Source organism: Microbacterium sp. UBA837 (assembly GCF_002296025.1).
In the GTDB taxonomy this organism is placed as follows: Bacteria; Actinomycetota; Actinomycetes; order Actinomycetales; family Microbacteriaceae; genus Microbacterium.
This window is the reverse complement of record NZ_DBHD01000019.1, coordinates 1689-21087: the sequence shown is the minus strand read 5'-3', so window position 1 is coordinate 21087 and position 19399 is coordinate 1689. Positions and strand designations below refer to the sequence as shown.

General features: G+C 67.0%; 20 protein-coding genes and 1 pseudogene. 1 reads left to right on the top strand and 20 read right to left on the bottom strand.

What is annotated here, in order from left to right:
* Nucleotides 1–1194: pseudogene (locus tag B3587_RS01620) on the top strand (acetyltransferase); the annotation flags it as partial.
* Between the two features lie 153 nt (nt 1195–1347).
* Here B3587_RS01620 and B3587_RS01615 read toward each other — a convergent pair.
* From B3587_RS01615 to rpsH, 20 genes are all read right to left on the bottom strand, one after another.
* Complete coding sequence (locus tag B3587_RS01615; RefSeq protein ID WP_292726037.1) at nt 1348–2427, bottom strand: GNAT family N-acetyltransferase; 1080 nt, start codon at nt 2425–2427, stop codon at nt 1348–1350.
* A 129-nt stretch (nt 2428–2556) separates the two neighbouring features.
* Entirely contained in the window at nt 2557–3147 is a 591-nt protein-coding gene (rplQ, locus tag B3587_RS01610) for a 50S ribosomal protein L17 (RefSeq protein ID WP_292726035.1), read from the bottom strand.
* A 57-nt stretch (nt 3148–3204) separates the two neighbouring features.
* Complete coding sequence (locus B3587_RS01605; protein WP_228177303.1) at nt 3205–4194, bottom strand: DNA-directed RNA polymerase subunit alpha; 990 nt, start codon at nt 4192–4194, stop codon at nt 3205–3207.
* Between the two features lie 161 nt (nt 4195–4355).
* The gene (gene rpsK / locus B3587_RS01600) at nt 4356–4754 is read right to left on the bottom strand and encodes a 30S ribosomal protein S11 (protein ID WP_228177304.1); all 399 of its coding nucleotides are present in this window, start codon (nt 4752–4754) and stop codon (nt 4356–4358) included.
* A 28-nt stretch (nt 4755–4782) separates the two neighbouring features.
* Nucleotides 4783–5163: a 30S ribosomal protein S13 gene (gene rpsM / locus B3587_RS01595; RefSeq protein ID WP_228177305.1), complete on the bottom strand. Its 381-nt coding sequence runs from the start codon at nt 5161–5163 to the stop codon at nt 4783–4785.
* 176 nt (nt 5164–5339) lie between these two features.
* Nucleotides 5340–5456, bottom strand: a complete 117-nt coding sequence (gene rpmJ, locus B3587_RS01590) for a 50S ribosomal protein L36 (protein WP_022893853.1) — start codon at nt 5454–5456, stop codon at nt 5340–5342.
* A 65-nt stretch (nt 5457–5521) separates the two neighbouring features.
* Nucleotides 5522–5743, bottom strand: coding sequence for a translation initiation factor IF-1 (gene infA / locus B3587_RS01585; RefSeq protein ID WP_013583992.1), 222 nt, complete (start codon nt 5741–5743; stop codon nt 5522–5524).
* Between the two features lie 281 nt (nt 5744–6024).
* Nucleotides 6025–7023: a hypothetical protein gene (locus B3587_RS01580; protein ID WP_292726033.1), complete on the bottom strand. Its 999-nt coding sequence runs from the start codon at nt 7021–7023 to the stop codon at nt 6025–6027.
* A 218-nt stretch (nt 7024–7241) separates the two neighbouring features.
* Complete coding sequence (locus tag B3587_RS01575) at nt 7242–12176, bottom strand: lamin tail domain-containing protein (protein WP_292726031.1); 4935 nt, start codon at nt 12174–12176, stop codon at nt 7242–7244.
* 244 nt (nt 12177–12420) lie between these two features.
* A complete protein-coding gene (locus B3587_RS01570; RefSeq protein ID WP_292726029.1) occupies nt 12421–13095 on the bottom strand; it encodes a DsbA family protein in 675 nt (224 codons plus the stop codon).
* Between the two features lie 70 nt (nt 13096–13165).
* Nucleotides 13166–13846, bottom strand: a complete 681-nt coding sequence (locus B3587_RS01565) for a DsbA family protein (RefSeq protein ID WP_228177309.1) — start codon at nt 13844–13846, stop codon at nt 13166–13168.
* Nucleotides 13847–13898: 52 nt separating this feature from the next.
* Entirely contained in the window at nt 13899–14741 is an 843-nt protein-coding gene (gene map, locus B3587_RS01560) for a type I methionyl aminopeptidase (protein ID WP_228177310.1), read from the bottom strand.
* A 9-nt stretch (nt 14742–14750) separates the two neighbouring features.
* Nucleotides 14751–15356 carry an adenylate kinase gene (locus B3587_RS01555; protein ID WP_228177311.1) on the bottom strand — a complete coding sequence of 202 codons (606 nt, stop codon included), beginning with the start codon at nt 15354–15356 and terminating at the stop codon, nt 14751–14753.
* Nucleotides 15353–16675: a preprotein translocase subunit SecY gene (gene secY, locus B3587_RS01550; RefSeq protein ID WP_228177312.1), complete on the bottom strand. Its 1323-nt coding sequence runs from the start codon at nt 16673–16675 to the stop codon at nt 15353–15355. The genes B3587_RS01555 and secY overlap by 4 nt, the downstream gene beginning before the upstream one ends.
* 100 nt (nt 16676–16775) lie before the next feature.
* Nucleotides 16776–17471 (bottom strand): 50S ribosomal protein L15, encoded by a 696-nt coding sequence (rplO, locus tag B3587_RS01545; protein WP_228177313.1) that lies wholly within the window; start codon nt 17469–17471, stop codon nt 16776–16778.
* A complete protein-coding gene (rpmD, locus tag B3587_RS01540; protein ID WP_023954062.1) occupies nt 17471–17656 on the bottom strand; it encodes a 50S ribosomal protein L30 in 186 nt (61 codons plus the stop codon). The genes rplO and rpmD overlap by 1 nt, the downstream gene beginning before the upstream one ends.
* Complete coding sequence (gene rpsE, locus B3587_RS01535; RefSeq protein ID WP_374197998.1) at nt 17656–18345, bottom strand: 30S ribosomal protein S5; 690 nt, start codon at nt 18343–18345, stop codon at nt 17656–17658. The genes rpmD and rpsE overlap by 1 nt, the downstream gene beginning before the upstream one ends.
* A gap of 17 nt (nt 18346–18362) precedes the next feature.
* Complete coding sequence (rplR, locus tag B3587_RS01530; protein WP_228177314.1) at nt 18363–18722, bottom strand: 50S ribosomal protein L18; 360 nt, start codon at nt 18720–18722, stop codon at nt 18363–18365.
* Nucleotides 18723–18724: 2 nt separating this feature from the next.
* Nucleotides 18725–19261 (bottom strand): 50S ribosomal protein L6, encoded by a 537-nt coding sequence (gene rplF, locus B3587_RS01525; protein WP_228177315.1) that lies wholly within the window; start codon nt 19259–19261, stop codon nt 18725–18727.
* A 6-nt stretch (nt 19262–19267) separates the two neighbouring features.
* On the bottom strand, nt 19268–19387 hold the full coding sequence (gene rpsH / locus B3587_RS01520) for a 30S ribosomal protein S8 (RefSeq protein ID WP_414683104.1): 120 nt from the start codon (nt 19385–19387) through the stop codon (nt 19268–19270).
* Nucleotides 19388–19399: the final 12 nt, after the last annotated feature.

The window sequence follows — 19399 nt, the reverse complement described above, 5'->3', positions numbered from 1 at the left end:
CTGTCCCTGCTCGCACCCACCGACTCCGTCAGAACCTTTCCGCTGACCATCGCCGCCGCGAGCGCCCTGACGGGTATCGCGATCGTCGCTGCCGTCTGGCCGCACGCCGGCCTCGGCCCGGCCCTGGATGCGCGTCCGCTGCGGTGGATCGGTGAACGCTCCTACGGCCTGTACCTGTGGCACTGGCCCCTCCTGGTCCTGCTGGTCGCCGCCGTGCAGGGCACCGCACCAGAAGCGGGAGTACCGGTATGGGTCGGCCTCGCGACGCTGGCGCTCACCGTCGTCATCGCGGAGGCTTCCTACCGATTCCTTGAGACACCGGTGCGGCGCCTCGGTTTCCGTGGCACCTGGCGCGCGGCACGCGCACGGGTCGGCGTCGATGCCGGGGCGCTGTGGGGCACCGTCGTCGGGAGCCTTGCCACAACTGCCCTGGTGTTCGGCACGGTAGCGGCAGCCACCACCGGTGCGAGCGTGTCATCCGGCGAAGCAGTCGTCGCCGAAGGGCAGGCAGCCGTTGATGCGGCATCCGCCAGCCCGACGCCGTCGGCAGATGATCAACCGCAACCCGATGAGCCGGCACCGGCTGGCGCCCTCGCCGATGGAGCCGTCCGGCCGCCCGCGCCGTCACCGACGCCGATCTCGGGCGGCGAGGTCACCGCCGTCGGCGACTCGGTCATGCTCGCTGCCGCACCCTCGCTGTACGAGACGCTTCCCGGCATCCGGGTGGATGCCGCAGTCTCGCGGTCCTCCTGGGCGGGCCCCGGCATCGTCGACCAATTCGCCGCCGCGGGGCAGCTCGGCCGCTACGTGGTCGTCGCTCTCGGCACGAACGGTCCGATCAGCCGGGATGCCTACGAGCGGATCGCTGCAACCGCCGGGCCCGACAGGACCCTTGTGCTCGTGAACGCTTACGCGCCCCGCGACTGGATCCCCGGGGTCAACAGCGACATCACCGCGTTTGCCGCCGCCCATCCGGGCACCGTAATCGCCGATTGGGCGAGCGCCATCGACCCCCACGTGGACTACCTCGCCGGCGACCGCATCCACCCCGGCACTTCGGGCGGCCAGATCTACGCCGACACCGTGCTCGCTGCGATCCGCCAGTCCGAGAACCAACGCGCGATCGACGCGTACCTCATCGAGACCCGGGCCTACCGTGAGGCCACCCGCGAGGAGGCGCGGATCGCCCAGTAGCCCCACTGCGCTTGTCCTCTTCGGCCGAACCCACACGATTTGCGCTGAGCCCACAGCTTCCGCGCGGCGAATCCTGTGGGCTCGCGCAGGAACGCGTGGGTTCAGCGGTCTAGCCGGACGCTAGCTGGGTCAGGCTGAGGGAACGGGCGCCGTTCAGAACCGGGCGACCATGGCGACCTCACGGTCCGTGGCCTCGAACCCCAGCCGCCCGTAGAGACTGTTCGCTCCGGTCGGGCTCTCGGTGTCGACGTCGAGGTTGACCTTCTCAAGTCCGGCATCCCGTGCCGCCGTGAGCAGGGCCGTGATCACCGCCGGGGCGAGCCGCCTGCCGCGATAGTCGCGAACGACACCGATCAGCGCGACGTATGCCGATGTATAGCCCTGCACCTCCCAGTCGTCCTCGTTCACGGTAGCCAAAGCCATCGCCACCACGCGGTCGCCGTCCACCACGACGCGCGAAAGGTCGTCGCGGAACTGCGAACCGCTGACGAACCGTTCCCATCGCTCCGGCGGCGTCTCCAGGCTCCCCCAGTGGTCACGGAAGGCATCATTGCGCGCCACACGGGTCGCATCCCGCCACTGCGGGCCGAAGGTCTCGATCCGCAGGGCCGGGGATCCGGCATCCAGCGGCACCTCGGGGATCGGGTCGCTGAGGTCGCGAAGCATCGTCGTGAACCACCGCTCCTCGGGCATCCCGCGCCGCGCACCCAACGCGCGAGCCTCAGCGTCGTGCTCGTACGCGTGAAGGAAGATCGCACCCGGAAGCCGGGCATCCGTCCGCGCTAGCTCGGTCTGGGCGGTCTCGTACTCCCAGCGCAGCACCTGCGTGCCGATACCGCGGCGGCGCCACCGCGGGTGCACCATGCCGGTGCAATAGACGTACACCTGCTTGTCCTGCGACGGATGCACCAGGATGCCTGCCATGGCGACAAGTTCGCCGTCGGCGGCGAAGCCGAGTCTCGTGTGAAGCTCCGGATCGATATGTGAGAGCTCGAAGATCTCCTCGACATCCTCGCGCGGCGTCAACCACGTCGGATGATCGACCCTGTCGCAAGAGTCTACGAGCGCCACCATCTCGTCGAGGTCCGCCCGGGTCGCGGGGCGCCAGGTGGCGACATCCGGATGCTGGATCTCATCGACGGTCTCGGGCGCTCCGACACGCTCTGACAGCGGCCGCGCATCACTCGGCGTGGCGTTCTCAGGGATCGGTGCAGGGGCGGTGCTCTCGTTCACCGTCCCACCCTACGCGCCGCCGCCAAAGCGCCGAACCCACACGAAAACGCCGAACCCACACGATCCGCGCGAGAAACCTTGTGGGTTCGCGCGCGAAGGTGTGGGTTCGGCGGGTCTGGGACCCGGGTATTACTTGGCGTCGTCCTCGGCGGGAGCGTCGACAACGGCATCCTCGGCGGCGGCCTCAGCGGCTTCGCCCTCCTCGGGCGATTCGGCGCCTGCCGCAGCTGCCTCGTCGGTGGACTCTTCCTCGCCCTCGGGCGCCAGAGCCTCGGCGGGCGTCTCCTCGGCGGGAGCCTCCTCCGCGGCCGGCGCAGCGGCGGCCGGAGCAGCCTTCTTCGCCGACTTCGGCTTCGGGTTCACCGGCTCAAGCACGAGCTCGATGACCGCCATCGGGGCGTTGTCACCCTTGCGGTTGCCAACCTTCGTGATGCGGGTGTAGCCGCCCTCACGCTCGGCGACCAGCGGCGCGATCTCGGCGAACAGGATGTGCACGACTTCCTTGTCACCGATGACCGAGAGCACCCGGCGACGGGCGTGCAGGTCACCGCGCTTGGCGAAGGTGATCAGGCGCTCGGCGAGGGGACGCAGGCGCTTGGCCTTCGTCTCGGTCGTCTTGATCGACTTGTGCGTGAACAGCGCCGCGGCGAGGTTCGCGAGCAGCAGGCGTTCGTGGGCGGGGCCGCCTCCGAGGCGGGGACCCTTGGTGGGCTTGGGCATGTCAGTTACTCCAGGGAAAGTCGGTCAGGATGCTGCGGCATCCGTTTCGGGTACCGGTCAGACGGTCTCGTCGTCGTAGCCGCCGTAGAAGTGCGCGCCGTCGAACCCGGGAACCGAGTCCTTCAGGCTCAACCCGAGCGAGATGAGCTTGTCGCGAACCTCATCGACCGACTTCTGGCCGAAGTTGCGGATGTTCATGAGCTGCGTCTCTGAGAGGGCGACCAGCTCCGAGACGGTGTTGATGCCCTCGCGCTTGAGGCAGTTGTAGGACCGGACCGACAGGTCGAGGTCTTCGATCGGCATCGACAGCTCGTTCGACATGACGGTCTCGACCGGCGCGGGGCCGATCTCGATACCCTCGGCCTCGACGTTCAGCTCGCGGGCGAGGCCGAACAGCTCGGTCAGGGTGCGACCGGCGGAGGCCACGGCGTCGCGCGGTGCGATGGAGGGCTTGGTCTCGACATCCAGGATGAGCTTGTCGAAGTCGGTGCGCTCACCGGCACGGGTCGCGTCGACGCGGTAGCTGACCTTGAGCACCGGCGAGTAGATCGAGTCGATCGGGATCTGACCGCTCTCGGCGTACTCGTTGCGGTTCTGGGTCGCCGAGACGTAGCCGCGGCCACGCTCGATGGTGAGCTCGAGCTCGAACTTCGCGGTCTCGTTGAGAGTCGCGATGACAAGCTCGGGGTTGTGGACCTCGACACCGGCGGGTGCGGAGATGTCGGCGGCGGTGACCTCACCGGCGCCGGTCTTGCGCAGGTAAGCCGTGATGGGCTCGTCGCGCTCGGAGGAGACGACCAACTGCTTGATGTTGAGGATGATCTCGGTGACATCCTCCTTCACACCCGGAATGGTGCTGAACTCGTGCAGCACGCCGTCAATGCGGATGCTGGTGACGGCGGCGCCGGGGATCGACGACAGGAGGCTGCGACGCAGCGCGTTACCGATCGTGTAACCGAAGCCGGGCTCAAGCGGCTCGATGACGAAACGGCTGCGGAACTCCCCGATCTTCTCCTCGGTCAGAGTGGGACGCTGTGCGATGAGCACGATGTGTTCCTTTCGATCACGTGCCCGCTATATGACACGTGCAATGGGTGAGGTGTTGAGTTTTTCTCGGGGGATGCCGAGACGCAGCGCAGTAACGCACGCCCCGGCACCCGAAGTGCTTCACCCGGGTGGCTGTGAGCCGGCCCGGAACGGGACTGTCGTCAGACGCGACGGCGCTTGGGCGGGCGGCAGCCGTTGTGCGCCTGGGGCGTGACGTCCTGGATCGAGCCGACCTCGAGGCCAGCGGCCGTCAGCGAACGGATCGCGGTCTCACGACCCGAACCCGGACCCTTGACGAAGACGTCGACCTTCTTGACGCCGTGCTCCTGCGCCTGGCGGGCAGCAGACTCGGCTGCCATGCCGGCGGCGTAGGGCGTCGACTTGCGCGAACCCTTGAAGCCGACGCCACCCGAGGAGGCCCAGCTGATCACCGCGCCCGAGGGGTCGGTGATCGAAACGATCGTGTTGTTGAACGTCGACTTGATGTGGGCCTGGCCCACGGCGATGTTCTTCTTCTCCTTGCGGCGCGGCTTGCGCGCTGCGGACTTGGGGGTAGCCATGTGCGTTTTCTCCTAAACCTTCCGCGCCTTACTTCTTTCCGGCCTTCTTCTTGCCGGCGACGGTGCGCTTCGGGCCCTTGCGGGTACGCGCGTTCGTCTTGGTGCGCTGACCGCGCACCGGCAGGCCGCGGCGGTGGCGCAGGCCTTCGTAGGAGCCGATCTCAACCTTGCGGCGGATGTCGGCGGCAACCTCACGGCGAAGGTCACCCTCAACCTTGTAGGTACCTTCGATGTAGTCGCGGAGGGCGACGAGCTGGTCGTCGCTGAGGTCCTTCACGCGGATGTCCTCGTTGATCTCGGTCGCCGCGAGGATCTCGTGCGAACGGGTACGGCCGATACCGTAGATGTAGGTGAGGGCGATCACCACGCGCTTATCGCGCGGGATGTCGACACCGGCAAGACGTGCCATGTCGGTTCTCTCTTTCCCCCGGGTTTCCCCGCGGAGTACGTCGAAGGTGTGGAGCAGAATCGGTGCCCGGGCCTTCGTCCCGAGGTGTCCCCTGCACCCGGCATCCGGATGCGGGTTCTGACCCTGCCTGTGTGTATTGAGTTATGAGTCCTGGGGCCGCCGGAACGGCATCCGTCTCAGCCCTGGCGCTGCTTGTGGCGCGGGTTGGACTTGCAGATCACCATCACGTTGCCGTGGCGGCGGATGACCTTGCAGTGGTCGCAGATGGGCTTGACGCTGGGGTTGACCTTCATGATGTTCCTGTTCGCTGTCTTCGCCGGGCGGGCACGGATGCCCGGGGCGTTACTTCTCGACCGGCCTAGCGGTAGCGGTAGACGATGCGGCCGCGGGTGAGGTCGTAGGGCGAAAGCTCCACGACGACGCGGTCCTCGGGGATGATGCGGATGTAGTTCTGCCGCATCTTTCCCGAGATCGTTGCGAGCACCTTGTGTCCGTTGGTCAGCTCAACGCGGAACATCGCGTTGGGCAGCGCCTCGGACACTGTGCCTTCGATCTCGATGACACCGTCTTTTTTGGCCATAGCCTCGCTCACGCTTATGCAGACCGGTCGGTCTGCGGTGGATGGGAGTCGGTGCCGGTCCGCTCTGCCCGGACACGCCAAGGCAGGCGCAAAGCACCAAAGATCAATAGTACGTGATAGTGAACACCCCGGCAACCTCGGGCGTGTCGGGGTGCGAGCCCTTCTTTGCGCGAACCCACACGTTTCGCGTCCGCCCCACATGTTCCGACGGCCATAGCGTGTGGGTTCGGCGCGGTAAGTGTGGGTTCACGAACACAAGTCGGATGCCGCGGGGCGCGGGGCTAGCGCGGAGGACGGATGCCGAACTCGGCCAACCGCCGGCCGAGCGTGACCGGCGAAGCGAGGTGCTGCATCCCCCACCGAACCAGCGGGCGGTGGGTGGTCGCGCGGATCCAGTCCTCGCGCTCCTTTTCCGCGCGCACCACCTCCCACGGTGTGCGTTCGCCACGAAACTGCGCATCCGTGTACTTGCCCTCACCGTCGAACTCGCCCCATGCCTTCGCGTCGTCCAGCCCGAAGTCGACGAAGTACAGGTGGGACGAGTCGGCGAGCCGCACCTGAAGCCGCGGGCTAGCAAACCCGAGGTCGTGCAGCAGAAGCCGGCTCATGCTCTCACCGGGTAGCTGCGCGCGCCCGTCTGCGAAGGCCATGATCCACCGCGCTTGACGGATGCCACGTGCTCCCCGCGCGCGGGCGATACGCTCCTCCATCGCGGTAGCCCATGTCGAGGCTGCACCCTGGTCATAGACCCGATCTTCGGGATCCCACGCGACCAGCCGCAGCGCGGCATCCGCGACGGCCACCGCACTAGCCAGCGGCAGCGTACGCGCAACGTCGAACACCGTGCGCTCGAGGGACGTGCACGGAATGCCACCGATCACCACGATGTCATCGTCCGGCACGCTGACCTCGTGTCGGGCTACGCCCCGGGCATGCCGCACGACACCGTTGTGGCGCGCGTCGCTGACGTGTACGGCTTCAGGAACGTGCCGAAAGAGGGGCAATCCCCAGAGCACCGCCGCCGACGCGTGCGAGAACGGCGCAGCGGATGCCTGTCGCCGCGAGTGCACCGCCGCGATCGTCCGTAGATGCCTGTCTTCGATGAATCCTTGCGCGTCAGCGGCTCGCACATATCGCCCCGAGTGCAGCCGGATCAGCTCGCCATCCGCGTGCTGCGCGGCGATGGTCGCCGCTGCGCTCTCGCGCTCGAGCCGTTCGCGCGTGAGGATCGCCGCACGCGCGTCCCAGACCCGATCGGAGCTCGGCGGTACGACATCCATGCCCGCAGTCTCGCCTGCGCGCGCAGCCCCTCACGCGTCGCTGCGCACACCTGCGGCATCCGCTCGCCCTTCCACCCCTGGGGAGGAGCGCACTGCCCAATCACCACCAGCCGCGAACCCACACCTCTCTCGCCGAGCCCACAGGATCTCGCGACAGACACCTGTGGGCTCGAGCGAAAAGGTGTGGGTTCGGCGAAAGGGGATGGTGCGCCGGCGGGTCAGCCCTCCGCTCGGCCTCCCCGGCGGCGACGGATGACGACAAGTGCCAGGCCGAGAACGATGACTGCAGCAGCCCAGGGCAGCACTGGCACCCCCGTCGCCGCGACCGTGCCGCCGGTCGCGGCGAGCGCCTCGACCTGGACGTACACCCAGCCGATCACTGTGCCTGCGGAGTCCGTGACCACGAGGCGATGCGTGCCGGCCGGCAGATCCGCGCGGATCGTGAAGGTCGCGGTTCCCGCGGCGCTCACCACGGATGTACCGAGGTAGGTCGGCGTCGAGAAGATCCAGCCCTCCACAGTCTGCCCCGCATACTGAGTGCCGACCGTGACCGTCACCGTCTGTCCCTGCTTGAAGGTCGTCCCACCCTGCGGCTGGATCGCGTCCTGCGTCTGCGGGGTCAAGTCCGTCTCCGCGGGCGGGGTGGTGCCACCCGTGGGCGGTAGCGGCGTGAACGTTCCCGTGACCGTCAACGGAATCCGCACCCCGGTTCCCGATGGCTCGGCGTTCACGACAAGCGCCGAGTTCAGGGGAGCGTCCTTCGGCACGGTGATGCTGATCTGCGCGGCGCCGCCGTTGATAAGTACCGGGTCGAAGACGGCGCTGCTGCCTTCAATCGACACGAGCGCTGTCGTGTTCGCCGGAGCGCCCAGCGAGCGGATGTCGAGTCCCGACACCGTCGCGGTCAACGTCTCGCCCTGCTCGATCGTGGCGGGGACCCCGGTCACCTGGGCGCTGCGGGAGGCGAAGTCCGGCGACAGCGGCGAGTTGTTCTTGAGGTAGTCGATCCACGCGTCGCGGTCGATCAGACCGGAGTCACGGGTGTCGGTTCCCTCCGTGAGCACCGTGAAGTTGTCGCCGCCCTGCAGCAGGAAGCTGAACGACCCGACCCGATACTCGGCATCCATCACGATGGGCTGCCCGTCGATCCAGATCCCGGTGATCCGGTCGCCCTTGGCAAGCGACGCATCGTACGTGTAGAACACGTTCTCCGACACACCCAGCTGCAGGTACGGACGCGACGCGGTGTCGGGCTGCCACTGCTGCTCCAGCACGACCTTGAACTGCGCGCCGGTCAGCGTCGTGGTCCACAGGTTGTTCACGAACGGCAGCACCGCGTTGGCTTCCGCGTACGTGATCACCCCGTCCTCGCCGTAGTAGAGCTCGTTACGCAGACCGCCCGGGTTGACCAAACCGATCTCCGCCCCACCACGGTCGGCCGACGACAGCGAAGCCACCAGCGCATCCGCAACCAGGTTCCCGAGCGTCGACTGGGATGACCGATCATCCCGCTTGTCGCCCACGAACGCCGTCGTGATGTCGGCGGCGACCGAGCCGACCTGCTGCGAACCCACGACATCCGCCTGCGCGAGCGCGGCATCCACGATCGTCTTGACGGCAGCGACGCGCGGGTACGCGGAAGTCAGGGTCGCATCGGCGGATGTCGTGCGCGCCACGTTGCGCACGTCGTAGTCGTTCACAGAGCCCGTGACCGGGTCGATCCAGAGCCGAACCTGGCCGATGTTCTCGCCGTAGGAACCGGTCTGCAGGATCGGACGCGTCCGGTCCGAACCGGGAACGGGGCCGTCCCACGCGTATTCCTTGTGCGTGTGGCCGGTGAAGATCGCATCCACCGCCGCCGAGGTCTGCGTCACGATCTTCGCGAACGCTCCGCCCGCAGCGATCTCGTCCTCGATCGACGCGCCTTCCTTCACCCCGTCGATCGAACCCTCGTGGTACTCGGCGATGATGATGTCAGCTTCGCCGTTGCCCTCGTCACCGTCGGTCAGGTATGCGGCCACCCTATTCACAGCATCCACGGGGTCACCGAAGTCGAGGCTGGCGATCCCACCGGGCGAGACCAGCGACGGCGTCTCCTGGGTGATGGCGCCGATCACCGCGACCGTGAGTCCCTCCACCTCGAACGTCGCATACTCGGGCAGCACCGGATCCTGTGTCCCCTTCGCATAGACGTTGGCGCCCAAGTACGGGAACTGCGCCGCATCCGTGACCCGACCGAGCAGGTCAGCCGAGCCCTTGTCGAACTCGTGGTTCCCGACAGCGGATGCCGCCAGCCCCATCGCGTTCAACACATCGATCGTGGGCTTGTCATCGGCGTACGCGGAGGCGAACAGCGACGCCCCGATGTTGTCACCGGCCGAGAGGAACAGCGTGTTGTCGTCGCCGTATGCGGCGCGCAGTTGCTCGATCGTGCCCGCGAACTTCACGGTGTTGCCGTCGATGCGACCGTGGAAGTCGTTGATGTTCAGCAGGTTCAGGAGCACGTCATCGCCGCCGTGGTAGGCCCCGCAGTACATCCGGCCCTCGCGCAGCGAGATCTTGTCGGTCTCGCTGTCGTCGGCGTAGAAGACCGGCGCGACACCGTTCTCGCACGTACCGATCGCGAAGCCCTCGTTGCCGGCCTTGGCGGGCATGCCAGCCGGCGCGAGGTAGGCCGCGACGTTCTGGAAGGTTCCGGCATAGACGCCGTCCGCGGCAATCCGCATCGCGTGGATCTCGCCACCGCACGCGTCATCACACACGGCGTACAGGGTTCCGGATGCCGCATCCCACGTGACGTCGGCCACCACCGAGAGCTTCGGGTCGATCGTGGCGACGATGCTCGCCACTCCGGCGTCCCGAAGCGCTACAGCGTAGATGCGCGCCGTGCCCTCAACACCGACAAAGAACAGGCCATCGCCGTGCGCGCCGTAGGTCGCCGGGTCGTACGCCTTGCCGGTGCTGCTATCGACGAATCCCCGTGCGACCAAGACCGAGTCCGGCACCCACGTGACACCCTCGAGCCCGCCGTTGGCGGGGAGAGCCGGCAGGAGGGTTGCAAGGTTCCACTCGTCGGTCGCGACAAGTTCGGTTCCGGATGCCGACACATCGAAGCGCAGCACGGAGGGTCGGCTGACGTCGCTGGCCGTGTTGTCCCGCTCCGACGCGACGTACACCCCGCCCGCCGAGGTGCCCGCGACGAGGCTCACACCCTCGGCATCCACGGCACCGGAACCGCCGGGGTAGCGCAGGACCTTGCCCGCCGCCCACTCACCCTGTTTCGGGCTGATCCACTGCCCGGCCTCGGCGTTCCACTCGAGCTGGAAGAGCGTTCCGGTGCCGTTGTTCACGGCCCAGAGCGTCCCGCGACCCTCAGCGGTCGCCTCATAGGCCAGGCCGCTCATGTCCTCGCCGAAGGCATCCGGCGCCGAAACTGCAGTCACACCCGCGTCGCCCGGCCACGGCGTTGCCGCGACAAGGCCGATGCAGTCGTTCGGAGCACCCTTGGTCACCGACGCGGCAACCTCGAACTCGCCGAGGCCATCGGGGCAGCGCGCCCACGACGTCTCGGCGTGCTCGCTCCAGCTCATCTGGTTCAGCAGCGTCGTCCCGTCGGGCGCGAACAGGCGCGCAGCGTCAGCACCGCCGAGGCCGAAGCCTCCCGTGACGTCGACGTCGATGGCCACGAAGGCGCCGGGCTGCAGGGTGGTTCCATTCGGCACGACGACGGCGTGGTCGTCGTTGTCGTCCCGCAGGATGTAGCCGGAGATGTCGACGGCGTCCGGACCCGCGTTGGTCAGCTCGATCCAGTCGACGGGCTCAGCGCCCTTCGAGTCCACCTCGTTGATGCGGATCGGCGAGCAGTCGTTCGCAGCGCCCGGAGTCGAGCTGTAGGTCTCGACGAACTCGCCGGCACCGTCCGGGCAGCGACCCCAGGTCGTGCGCTGCGCGTGGGCGGGATACGAGTGGCTGTCGACAAGGGTGACGCCGTCGGGCAGGAACAGTCGCGCCGCATCCCCGTTCCCGAGCCCGAACCCGTCATCCGGGAGGTCGGTGTAGATGACGGTGTAGCCACCCGCGGCGATCGTCGTGCCAGCCGGGATGGTCAGGGCGTGGTCATCCTTGTCGTCCTTCAGGATCCAACCGCCGAGATCGACATCCGTGTCCGACGTGTTCACAAGCTCTACCCAGTCGCCCGGGTCGCCCCCGCTGGACTCGATCTCGTTGACCCAGATGGCGTCAGCGCCAGCCACAGGGGTGTCCCCGCCGTCTGCCGGCGCACAGTCGTTCGCGGCGGCCTTAGTGACGGATGCCGTCAGTTCGAACTCACCAGTCGCATCGGGGCAGCGCCCGTAGCTCGTCGCGGCGTGCGCGGTCCACGAGTACTGATCGATGAGCGTGGTCCCATTAGCGGCGAACAGGCGCACCGAGTCCGCCTTGCCGAGGCCGTAAGCGGACGGCCCCGCATCCACGACGAAGGCGGCGAAGCCGTAAGCGGGGATGGTGGTTCCCGTCGGGATCGTGAAGGTGTGGGTGTCGTCGTTGTCGCGCAGGATGAGCCCGCTTGCGTCGACGGGAAGGTAGGACGTGTTCGCCAGTTCGATCCAGTCGGCCTGGTCGCCGCCGTCGGATTCGACCTCGTTGATCACAAGAGAGGTCGCGGGATCGGGTGCGCAGGAGTTCGCCTCGCCCGGGGTCTGGGCTGCAGTGGGTCCGAAGTCTCCGGTCAGGTCGGGGCACCGGCCCCAGGAGGCGTTCGACGCACCGGGGGGCAGCTCCGTGAACGCGTACTCGTCGACGACAGTGCCGTCAGGGAGGAGCAGGTGGACCTCGTCACCGCTCTTGCCGAGGCCGAACGAGAACCCGGCATCCTTGGAGAGCACCAGGTATCCGCCGGCGGGAACGACGTAGCCCGACGCGATAGTGCTCTCGTTCTTGTCGTCGCGCAGCTTCCAGCCGGCGAGGTCGACATCGGCCTGCCCGGTATTGGCGAGTTCCACCCAGTCGGCAGCATCCTGCGGGTCATCCGGCTGAATCTCGTTGATCACCACCGGCGGGACCTCAATCGGTTCAGCCGACGCAGCCGCAGGAACGGCGACGGCAAACGAGAGCCCAAGGATCACGGACAGGGCGGCGGCAAGGCGTCGGCGCATGACGAGTACTCCTGCGAATCGGTGCAAGGGATGGTGCGCCGAACTCGCTGACGTTGCCTCAGAGCGGTGGCGCCCCGCCAGCCTCGCCAGCCTCGCCACCGAAGTCAACGCACAGGTGAACGCATCCAAAACCGCGAGTAGTCACGGGGAGTCGCCCCGCCGAACCGGCGCGTCGCGGCCAACCGACGGCACGCGCGACGCCCCCGGGACCGAAGTCCGCGGGGGCGTCGCGCGTGAGGGGGTCTTAGCTCAATCGGTTGACGATGTCGGCGTTTACGTCACCGGTGAGGCTGATGTACTCGCCGTTGATCACGAGCGTCGGCGTTCCCTGCCCGCCCTGAGGGCTCGCAGGGATCTCCCGGGTCTGCGCGTCGACGAAGTCGACGTACGTGCGCTGGGTGATGCACTCGTCGATCCCGGTCACCCCGGAGTCGGCAGCCAGCGCGATGAGTTCGTCATCCGTCCATCCCGCGCCGGTGACGTCAGCAGTCAGAAGCGTCTGGGTGAACGCGAAAGCAGCGTCAGTGTCCTGCGTGGCGACGCAATAGAGCGCGCTGGCCGAACGCTCGGAGAAGTCGGTGCCGGATGCCGCATTCAGTCCCGACAACGCAACGGGATGCAGGTTCAGGGTGATGTCGCCCGAGGTGACGAGTTCATCCAGCGTCGGGCCATAGACGTCCTCGAAGTCCTGGCAGTGAGGGCAGTAGAAGTCGAACCACACATCGACCTCGTCAGGCCCGCTGCCCACCGCGATCGCGCCGGTCGACGAGTCGATGCCCGGCCCCTCGGGTGCAGCACCCGGAGCCGCAGCGGTGTTGTTCATCCACACCACGAGCGCGCCGACCAGAACGAGTGCCGCAACCACCGCGACGCTGATCCAGATGGCGAGATAGCTGTTCTTCTTTGCTGGCGCTGCCATGGTGTCGTCCTACGGGTGCTGTGTCTGTGCCCATTGCTGCGGGCGCTCGGCGGCGTGGTCCTGTTCGCGCTCAGTTCAAGCGAGCGACGATGTCGGTCTGCGGGTCGTAGGTCACCGTCACGTACTCTCCGTTGACGACGAGCGTCGGCGTGCTCGCCCCGCCCGTGGCAGGGTTCGTCGGCAGGTTCTGCGTCATCGTGGTTGCGAAGTCCATGTACGTGCCATCCGTAATGCAGGAGCTGGAGTTCGTGGCTCCCGCGCCCTCAGCGATCGCAACGATCTCGTCGTCGGTCAGTCCCGGCGAGGACTCGGCCGGCTGCTGGGCGTACATGGCAGTGATGAAGTCCAGCAGCGCATCCGGATCCGACTCCGCAACGCAATAGGCGGCGCTGGCCGACCTCGTGGAGTACTGGGTGCCCTGCGATACCCGGTCGAGGATCGAGACCGGGTGGACGTTCAGCGTGATCGACCCGTCATCGATGAGTTGCCGAATGGTCTCGCCCTCGGCCTGCTCGAACTGGTTGCAGTAGGGGCACATGAAGTCGACGTAGGTGTCGACGGAGTTCGAACCGGTGCCGACCGCGATCCCACCGGTCTCGGTGTTGATGTTCGCGGCAGCCGGAACGGGCCCTGGAGCCGATGCCGTGTTGTTCATCCACACGACGAGAGCTCCGACCAGTACCAGCACCGCGACGACCGCGACGCTGACCCAGATCGCGAAAGAGTTGTTCGACTTCGCGGTAGCTGCCATGTTTGCTTCCTCCGGATGCTGTGTGTCCGTCGGGCCTGCCAGCGTGCGCCGCTCAGGCCCCTGCGATCGGTTGCGGGATGACACCGAACGGAGCAAGCTCCGCGGCGCCGCCATCGGGTGCCGTGAGCACCCAGATACCACCATCGTGCACGGCAACGCTATGTTCCCAATGTGAGCCGTCTGTGCCATCGACGGTCGACACTGTCCAATCGTCATCTTCGACGAACGTCGCCTGATCGCCGGCGACCACCATCGGCTCGATGGCGAGCACCAACCCCGGTCGCACCTCGGCGCCCGGATCACTGGTTCGGTAGTTGAACACCGGCGGCGCCTCGTGCATCTTGCGCCCGATGCCGTGGCCGATGTAGTCGCGCAGGATGCCGTACCCGCCCTCGGGGGCGTTCGCCTCGACGTATCCTTCGATCGCCGCGCCGACCTCGCCGACGTGGGATGCCGATGCCAGGGCGGCGACTCCGGCCCACAGCGATCCTCGCGTGACATCGGAGAGCCGCTGCCGAGCAGCGACGAGGTCCGGCCGCTCCGGATCGGGCAGAACGACAGTGAACGCGGAGTCCCCGTTCCACCCGTGATACTCGGCTCCGGCATCCACCGAGAGGATGTCACCGGGCTGTAAGACGTAGTCACCCGGAATGCCGTGGACGACCTGCTCGTTCACCGACGCACACACCGTGTGGCGGTACCCGCGCACGAGCTGGAAGTTCGAACGCGCCCCACGACCGGTGATCACGGCGGATGCCGCAGCATCAAGCTCGAGGGTCGTGACTCCCGGCGCGGCGAGCGCACGAACCGCATCCAGGGCGGCGGCGGTGATCAGCCCCGGCTCGACCATCGCTCGCAGCTGAGCGGGGGTCTTGTAGATCGATCGACGCAGCACGACGCCCGGTCAGCCGGTGATGCCGCGCGCCGCGAGGGCGGCGGCGATGCGGTCTGCGATCTCGTCGAGCGATCCGACGCCGTCGATCGCGTCGACGATCCCGCGCTCCCGATACACATCGAGGATGGGAGCTGTCTCGCGCTCGTAGATGGCGAGCCGGTTGGCGATGACCTCTTCGGTGTCATCGGTCCGGCCCTGGTCGATGGCGCGCTGTGTCAGTCGCGCTATCGACTCATCACGCGGAACGGAAAGCTCGATGACGGCATCCAGCGACTCGCCGCGGCTCTCGAGGAACGCGTCGAGGTCGCCGACCTGGCCGAGGTTGCGCGGATACCCGTCGAGAAGGAAGCCGTTGCTCGCGTCATCCTGCGTCAGACGGTCGCGCACGATCTCGCTGGTCAGCGAATCCGGCACGAGGTCGCCGGCTTCGATGATCGCCTTGACCTGTTGGCCGAGAGGGGTTCCCGCGCTGACGTTGGCGCGGAAGACGTCCCCGGTCGAGATCACGGGAATCGACAGCGCTTCGCCCACGCGAACCCCCTGCGTGCCCTTGCCCGAGCCCTGCGGCCCGACGATCAAGAGGCGAGCGGAGGGGAGGTCGGCGGAGCGCGTCATCGGAGGAGCCCTTCGTAGTGTCGCTGCTGCAGCTGTGCGTCGATCTGCTTCACGGTCTCAAGACCCACACCCACGATGATCAGGATTGAGGCACCGCCGAACGGGAAGTTCTGGTTCGCGCCGACCAGCGCCAGCGCGAACAGCGGAAGCAGAGCGATCAGACCCAGGTACATCGAACCGGGAAGCGTGATGCGCGTGAGCACGTAGTCGAGGTACTCGGCAGTCGGGCGCCCCGCACGGATGCCGGGGATGAACCCGCCGTACTTCTTCATGTTGTCGGCGACCTCAACCGGGTTGAAGGTGATCGCGACGTAGAAGTAGGTGAACCCGACGATGAGCAGGAAGTACACGATCATGTAGATCGGGCTGTCACCGTTGGTGAGGTTGTTGCTGATCCACACGACCCACGGGGCGGCGGTCTCCCCCGCGGCGGGCTGGTTGAACTGGGCGATGAGCGCCGGGATGTACAGCAGCGACGACGCGAAGATGACGGGCACAACACCGGCCATGTTGACCTTGATCGGGATGTACGTGTTGGTTCCGCCATAGGTGCGGCGGCCCACCATCCGCTTGGCGTACTGCACCGGGATGCGGCGCTGGGACTGTTCGACGAACACCACAAGGCCGACGACCACGATGCCGACGGCGACGACGAGCAAGAACGTCTCGAACCCACGCGACTGCCAGATCGCCCACAGCGAGGCCGGGAAGGCGGCAGCGATGGAAGTGAAGATGAGGATCGACATCCCGTTGCCGATACCGCGCTCGGTGACGAGCTCGGCGAACCACATGATGAGGCCGGTACCTGCGGTCATCGTGATGATCATGAGCAACTGCGCCCACCACGCGTCGTTGGTCAGCAGCTGCTGGCACTCCGGCACGTTCGACGTTCCGAACAGCTGACCGCTGCGGGCAACGGTGACCAGGGTCGTCGACTGCAGGAGCGCGAGCGCGATCGTCAGGTAGCGGGTGTACTGCGTGAGCTTGGCCTGCCCAGCCTGGCCCTCCTTGTAGAGCGCCTCGAAGTGCGGGATGACCACGCGCAGCAGCTGCACGATGATCGTCGCGGTGATGTAGGGCATGACGCCCAGCGCGAAGATCGACAGCTGGAGCAGAGCACCACCGGAGAACAGGTTGACGAGAGCGAGCAGACCCTCAGTGCCGGTGGAGTCCCGCAGACACTGCTGTACGTTCGGGAAGTCCACGAACGGCGTCGGTACGTGTGCACCGAAGCGATACAGGGCGATGATGGCCAGGGTGAACCCGATCTTGCGACGAAGGTCGGGAGTGCGGAACACCCGCGCGATGGCGCTGAACAAGAGGATTCCTCCAAGGGGGATGCCGACACGCTCGGGCGCGCCAACGTCCAGGCTAACCGAAAGAGGGGCCGGAGATATCTCCGGCCCCTCTTTCCAGGTACTACTCTGCCGAGGCGGCGGTCGCGACCGACCCGCCGGCTGCGACGATCTTCTGCTCGGCCGAACCCGAAACCTTGTCGACGGTCACGGTGAGCTTGACCGAGATGTCACCGTCTCCGAGGACCTTGACCTTCTCGTTCTTGCGAACTGCACCCTTGGCCACGAGGTCACTCACGGTGACCTCTCCACCCTTCGGGTAGAGCTCAGCCAGCGTCGAGAGGTTCACGACCTGGTACTCCACGCGGAACGGGTTCTTGAAGCCACGGAGCTTCGGGGTGCGCATGTGCAGCGGCATCTGCCCACCCTCGAAACCGACCTTGACCTGGTAGCGGGCCTTCGTACCCTTGGTACCGCGGCCTGCGGTCTTACCCTTCGAACCCTCACCGCGGCCGACCCGGGTCTTCGCCGTGTTGGCGCCGGGGACCGGACGAAGGTGGTGCACCTTGAGCACACCGGGACGGGTCGCGGGTGCGACATCCTTCTTCGCTGCAGCCTTGGCCGGAGCCTTCTTGGCGGGAGCCGCCTTCTCGGCCGAGGCGTCGCTGTCAGCTGCGGCCTTGGCCGGAGCCTTGCGCGCAGGCGCCTTCTTCTCGGCGGGCGCGTCGGCAGCAGCCTTGGCCGGAGCCTTGCGGGCCGGGGCCTTCTTGGGCGCCGCGGCTACTGCTTCTGCAGCCTCGACGTTTTCGTTGTCTGCCATTAGTCGATCTCCTCAACCTTCACGAGGTGAGCGACGGTCTTGACGTAGCCGCGCGTCTGCGCGTCGTCGGGACGGACGACCGAGTCGCCGATCCGCTTGAGACCGAGCGAGCGCAGCGTGTCACGCTGGTTCTGCTTCTCACTCACCTTGGACTTGACCTGGGTCACCTTCAGCCGAGCAGCCATCAGGCACCTACCTTCTGTGCGGCCGTAGCCTCAGCTTCGGCACGAACGAGACGGGCCGGCGCGACCTGGTCGAAGTCAAGACCACGGCGCGCGGCAACCGAACGCGGTTCCTCGAGCTGCTGAAGAGCCTCGACCGTCGCGTGGACGATGTTGATCGTGTTCGAGGAGCCGAGCGACTTCGAGAGCACGTCGTGGATACCGGCGCACTCGAGCACCGCACGCACCGGACCACCGGCGATAACACCGGTACCGGCAGCTGCAGGACGCAGCAGCACCACGCCGGCTGCTGCCTCACCCTGCACAGGGTGCGGGATGGTGGATCCGGAGCGCGGCACGCGGAAGAAGTTGCGCTTGGCCTCTTCGACGCCCTTCGAGATCGCCAGAGGAACCTCACGGGCCTTGCCGTAGCCGACGCCGACCACACCGTTGCCGTCACCGACGACCACGAGGGCGGTGAAGCTGAAGCGACGTCCACCCTTCACGACCTTCGACACACGGTTGATGGTGACGACACGCTCCAGGAACTGGTTGTCGCCACGGTCACGCGAGTTGCGGTCACGGTTGGGGTTGCGCTCGCGGCTACCGCGACGCGGCTCGCGCTCGCGCTCGGTGGTCGCAGCAGTACCCTCGGCCGCAGTGGCATCGGCAGCCTGCTCGGTGCCCTCGGCAGTGGTCACGTCGTTCTCCACGGGGTTGTTGTTCTCGCTCACAGGTTCAGACCTCCTTCGCGGGCGCCGTCGGCGATAGCCGCGACACGCCCCGCGTAGCGGTTGCCGCCACGGTCGAACACGACGTCGGCGACGCCGGCTGCCTTCGCACGCTCAGCGACGAGCTCGCCGACCTTGCGGGCCTTGGCGGTCTTGTCACCGTCGAACGACCGCAGGTCGGTTTCGAGGGTGGATGCCGAGGCCAGCGTGTGGCCCTTGCTGTCGTCCACGACCTGCACGAACACGTGACGGGCAGAGCGGGTGACGACCAGGCGCGGACGCTCGGTGGTGCCGACGACCTTCTTGCGAAGACGGGTGTGGCGACGCGCGCGGGCGTCGGACTTCGTCTTGACGCTCATGGTTACTTACCAGCCTTTCCGGCCTTGCGACGCACGACCTCGCCGGCGTAGCGGATGCCCTTGCCCTTGTAGGGCTCCGGCTTGCGAATCTTTCGGATGTTGGCAGCAACCTCACCGACGGCCTGCTTGTCGATGCCGCTCACGGTGACCTTGTTGTTGCCCTCGACCGTGAAGCTGATCCCGCTGGGCGGGTCGACGAGCACCGGGTGCGAGAAGCCGAGGGCGAACTCGATCGAGCTGCCCTTCTGGGCGACGCGGTAACCGGTGCCGACGACCTCGAGGCCCTTGGTGTAGCCCTGGGTCACGCCGATGATGTTGTTGTTGATCAGGGTGCGGGTCAGGCCGTGAAGCGACCGCGACTCGCGCTCGTCGTCGGGACGGGTGACGAGCACCTGGCCCTCTTCGACCTTGACCTCGATGGGGCGTGCGACGGTCAGCGACAGCTCACCCTTCGGGCCCTTGACGGCGACATCCTGGCCCTCGACCGTAATGGTCACGCCAGCGGGGATGTCGATGGGAAGACGTCCAATACGCGACATGTCAGATCACCACACGTAGGCGAGGACTTCCCCACCCACGCCCTTCTGCTCGGCCTGACGGTCGGTGAGAAGACCGGAGGAGGTGGACAGGATCGCAACACCCAGTCCGCCGAGAACCGTGGGGATCTCGGTCGACTT

Bases quoted from the DNA above. Each gene is read 5' to 3' on its own strand.
- B3587_RS01570 (WP_292726029.1), bottom strand. From the start codon at position 13,095: ATGGCAGCGCCAGCAAAGAAGAACAGCTATCTCGCCATCTGGATCAGC.
- rplF (WP_228177315.1), bottom strand. From the start codon at position 19,261: ATGTCGCGTATTGGACGTCTTCCCATCGACATCCCCGCTGGCGTGACC.
- B3587_RS01555 (WP_228177311.1), bottom strand. From the start codon at position 15,356: ATGACGCGCTCCGCCGACCTCCCCTCCGCTCGCCTCTTGATCGTCGGG.
- rpsK (WP_228177304.1), bottom strand. From the start codon at position 4,754: ATGGCTACCCCCAAGTCCGCAGCGCGCAAGCCGCGCCGCAAGGAGAAG.
- rpsM (WP_228177305.1), bottom strand. From the start codon at position 5,163: ATGGCACGTCTTGCCGGTGTCGACATCCCGCGCGATAAGCGCGTGGTG.
- rplO (WP_228177313.1), bottom strand. From the start codon at position 17,471: ATGGCAGACAACGAAAACGTCGAGGCTGCAGAAGCAGTAGCCGCGGCG.
- rpmD (WP_023954062.1), bottom strand. From the start codon at position 17,656: ATGGCTGCTCGGCTGAAGGTGACCCAGGTCAAGTCCAAGGTGAGTGAG.
- B3587_RS01580 (WP_292726033.1), bottom strand. From the start codon at position 7,023: ATGGATGTCGTACCGCCGAGCTCCGATCGGGTCTGGGACGCGCGTGCG.
- infA (WP_013583992.1), bottom strand. From the start codon at position 5,743: ATGGCCAAAAAAGACGGTGTCATCGAGATCGAAGGCACAGTGTCCGAG.
- B3587_RS01565 (WP_228177309.1), bottom strand. From the start codon at position 13,846: ATGGCAGCTACCGCGAAGTCGAACAACTCTTTCGCGATCTGGGTCAGC.
- rplR (WP_228177314.1), bottom strand. From the start codon at position 18,722: ATGAGCGTCAAGACGAAGTCCGACGCCCGCGCGCGTCGCCACACCCGT.
- rpmJ (WP_022893853.1), bottom strand. From the start codon at position 5,456: ATGAAGGTCAACCCCAGCGTCAAGCCCATCTGCGACCACTGCAAGGTC.
- B3587_RS01575 (WP_292726031.1), bottom strand. From the start codon at position 12,176: ATGCGCCGACGCCTTGCCGCCGCCCTGTCCGTGATCCTTGGGCTCTCG.
- rplQ (WP_292726035.1), bottom strand. From the start codon at position 3,147: ATGCCCAAGCCCACCAAGGGTCCCCGCCTCGGAGGCGGCCCCGCCCAC.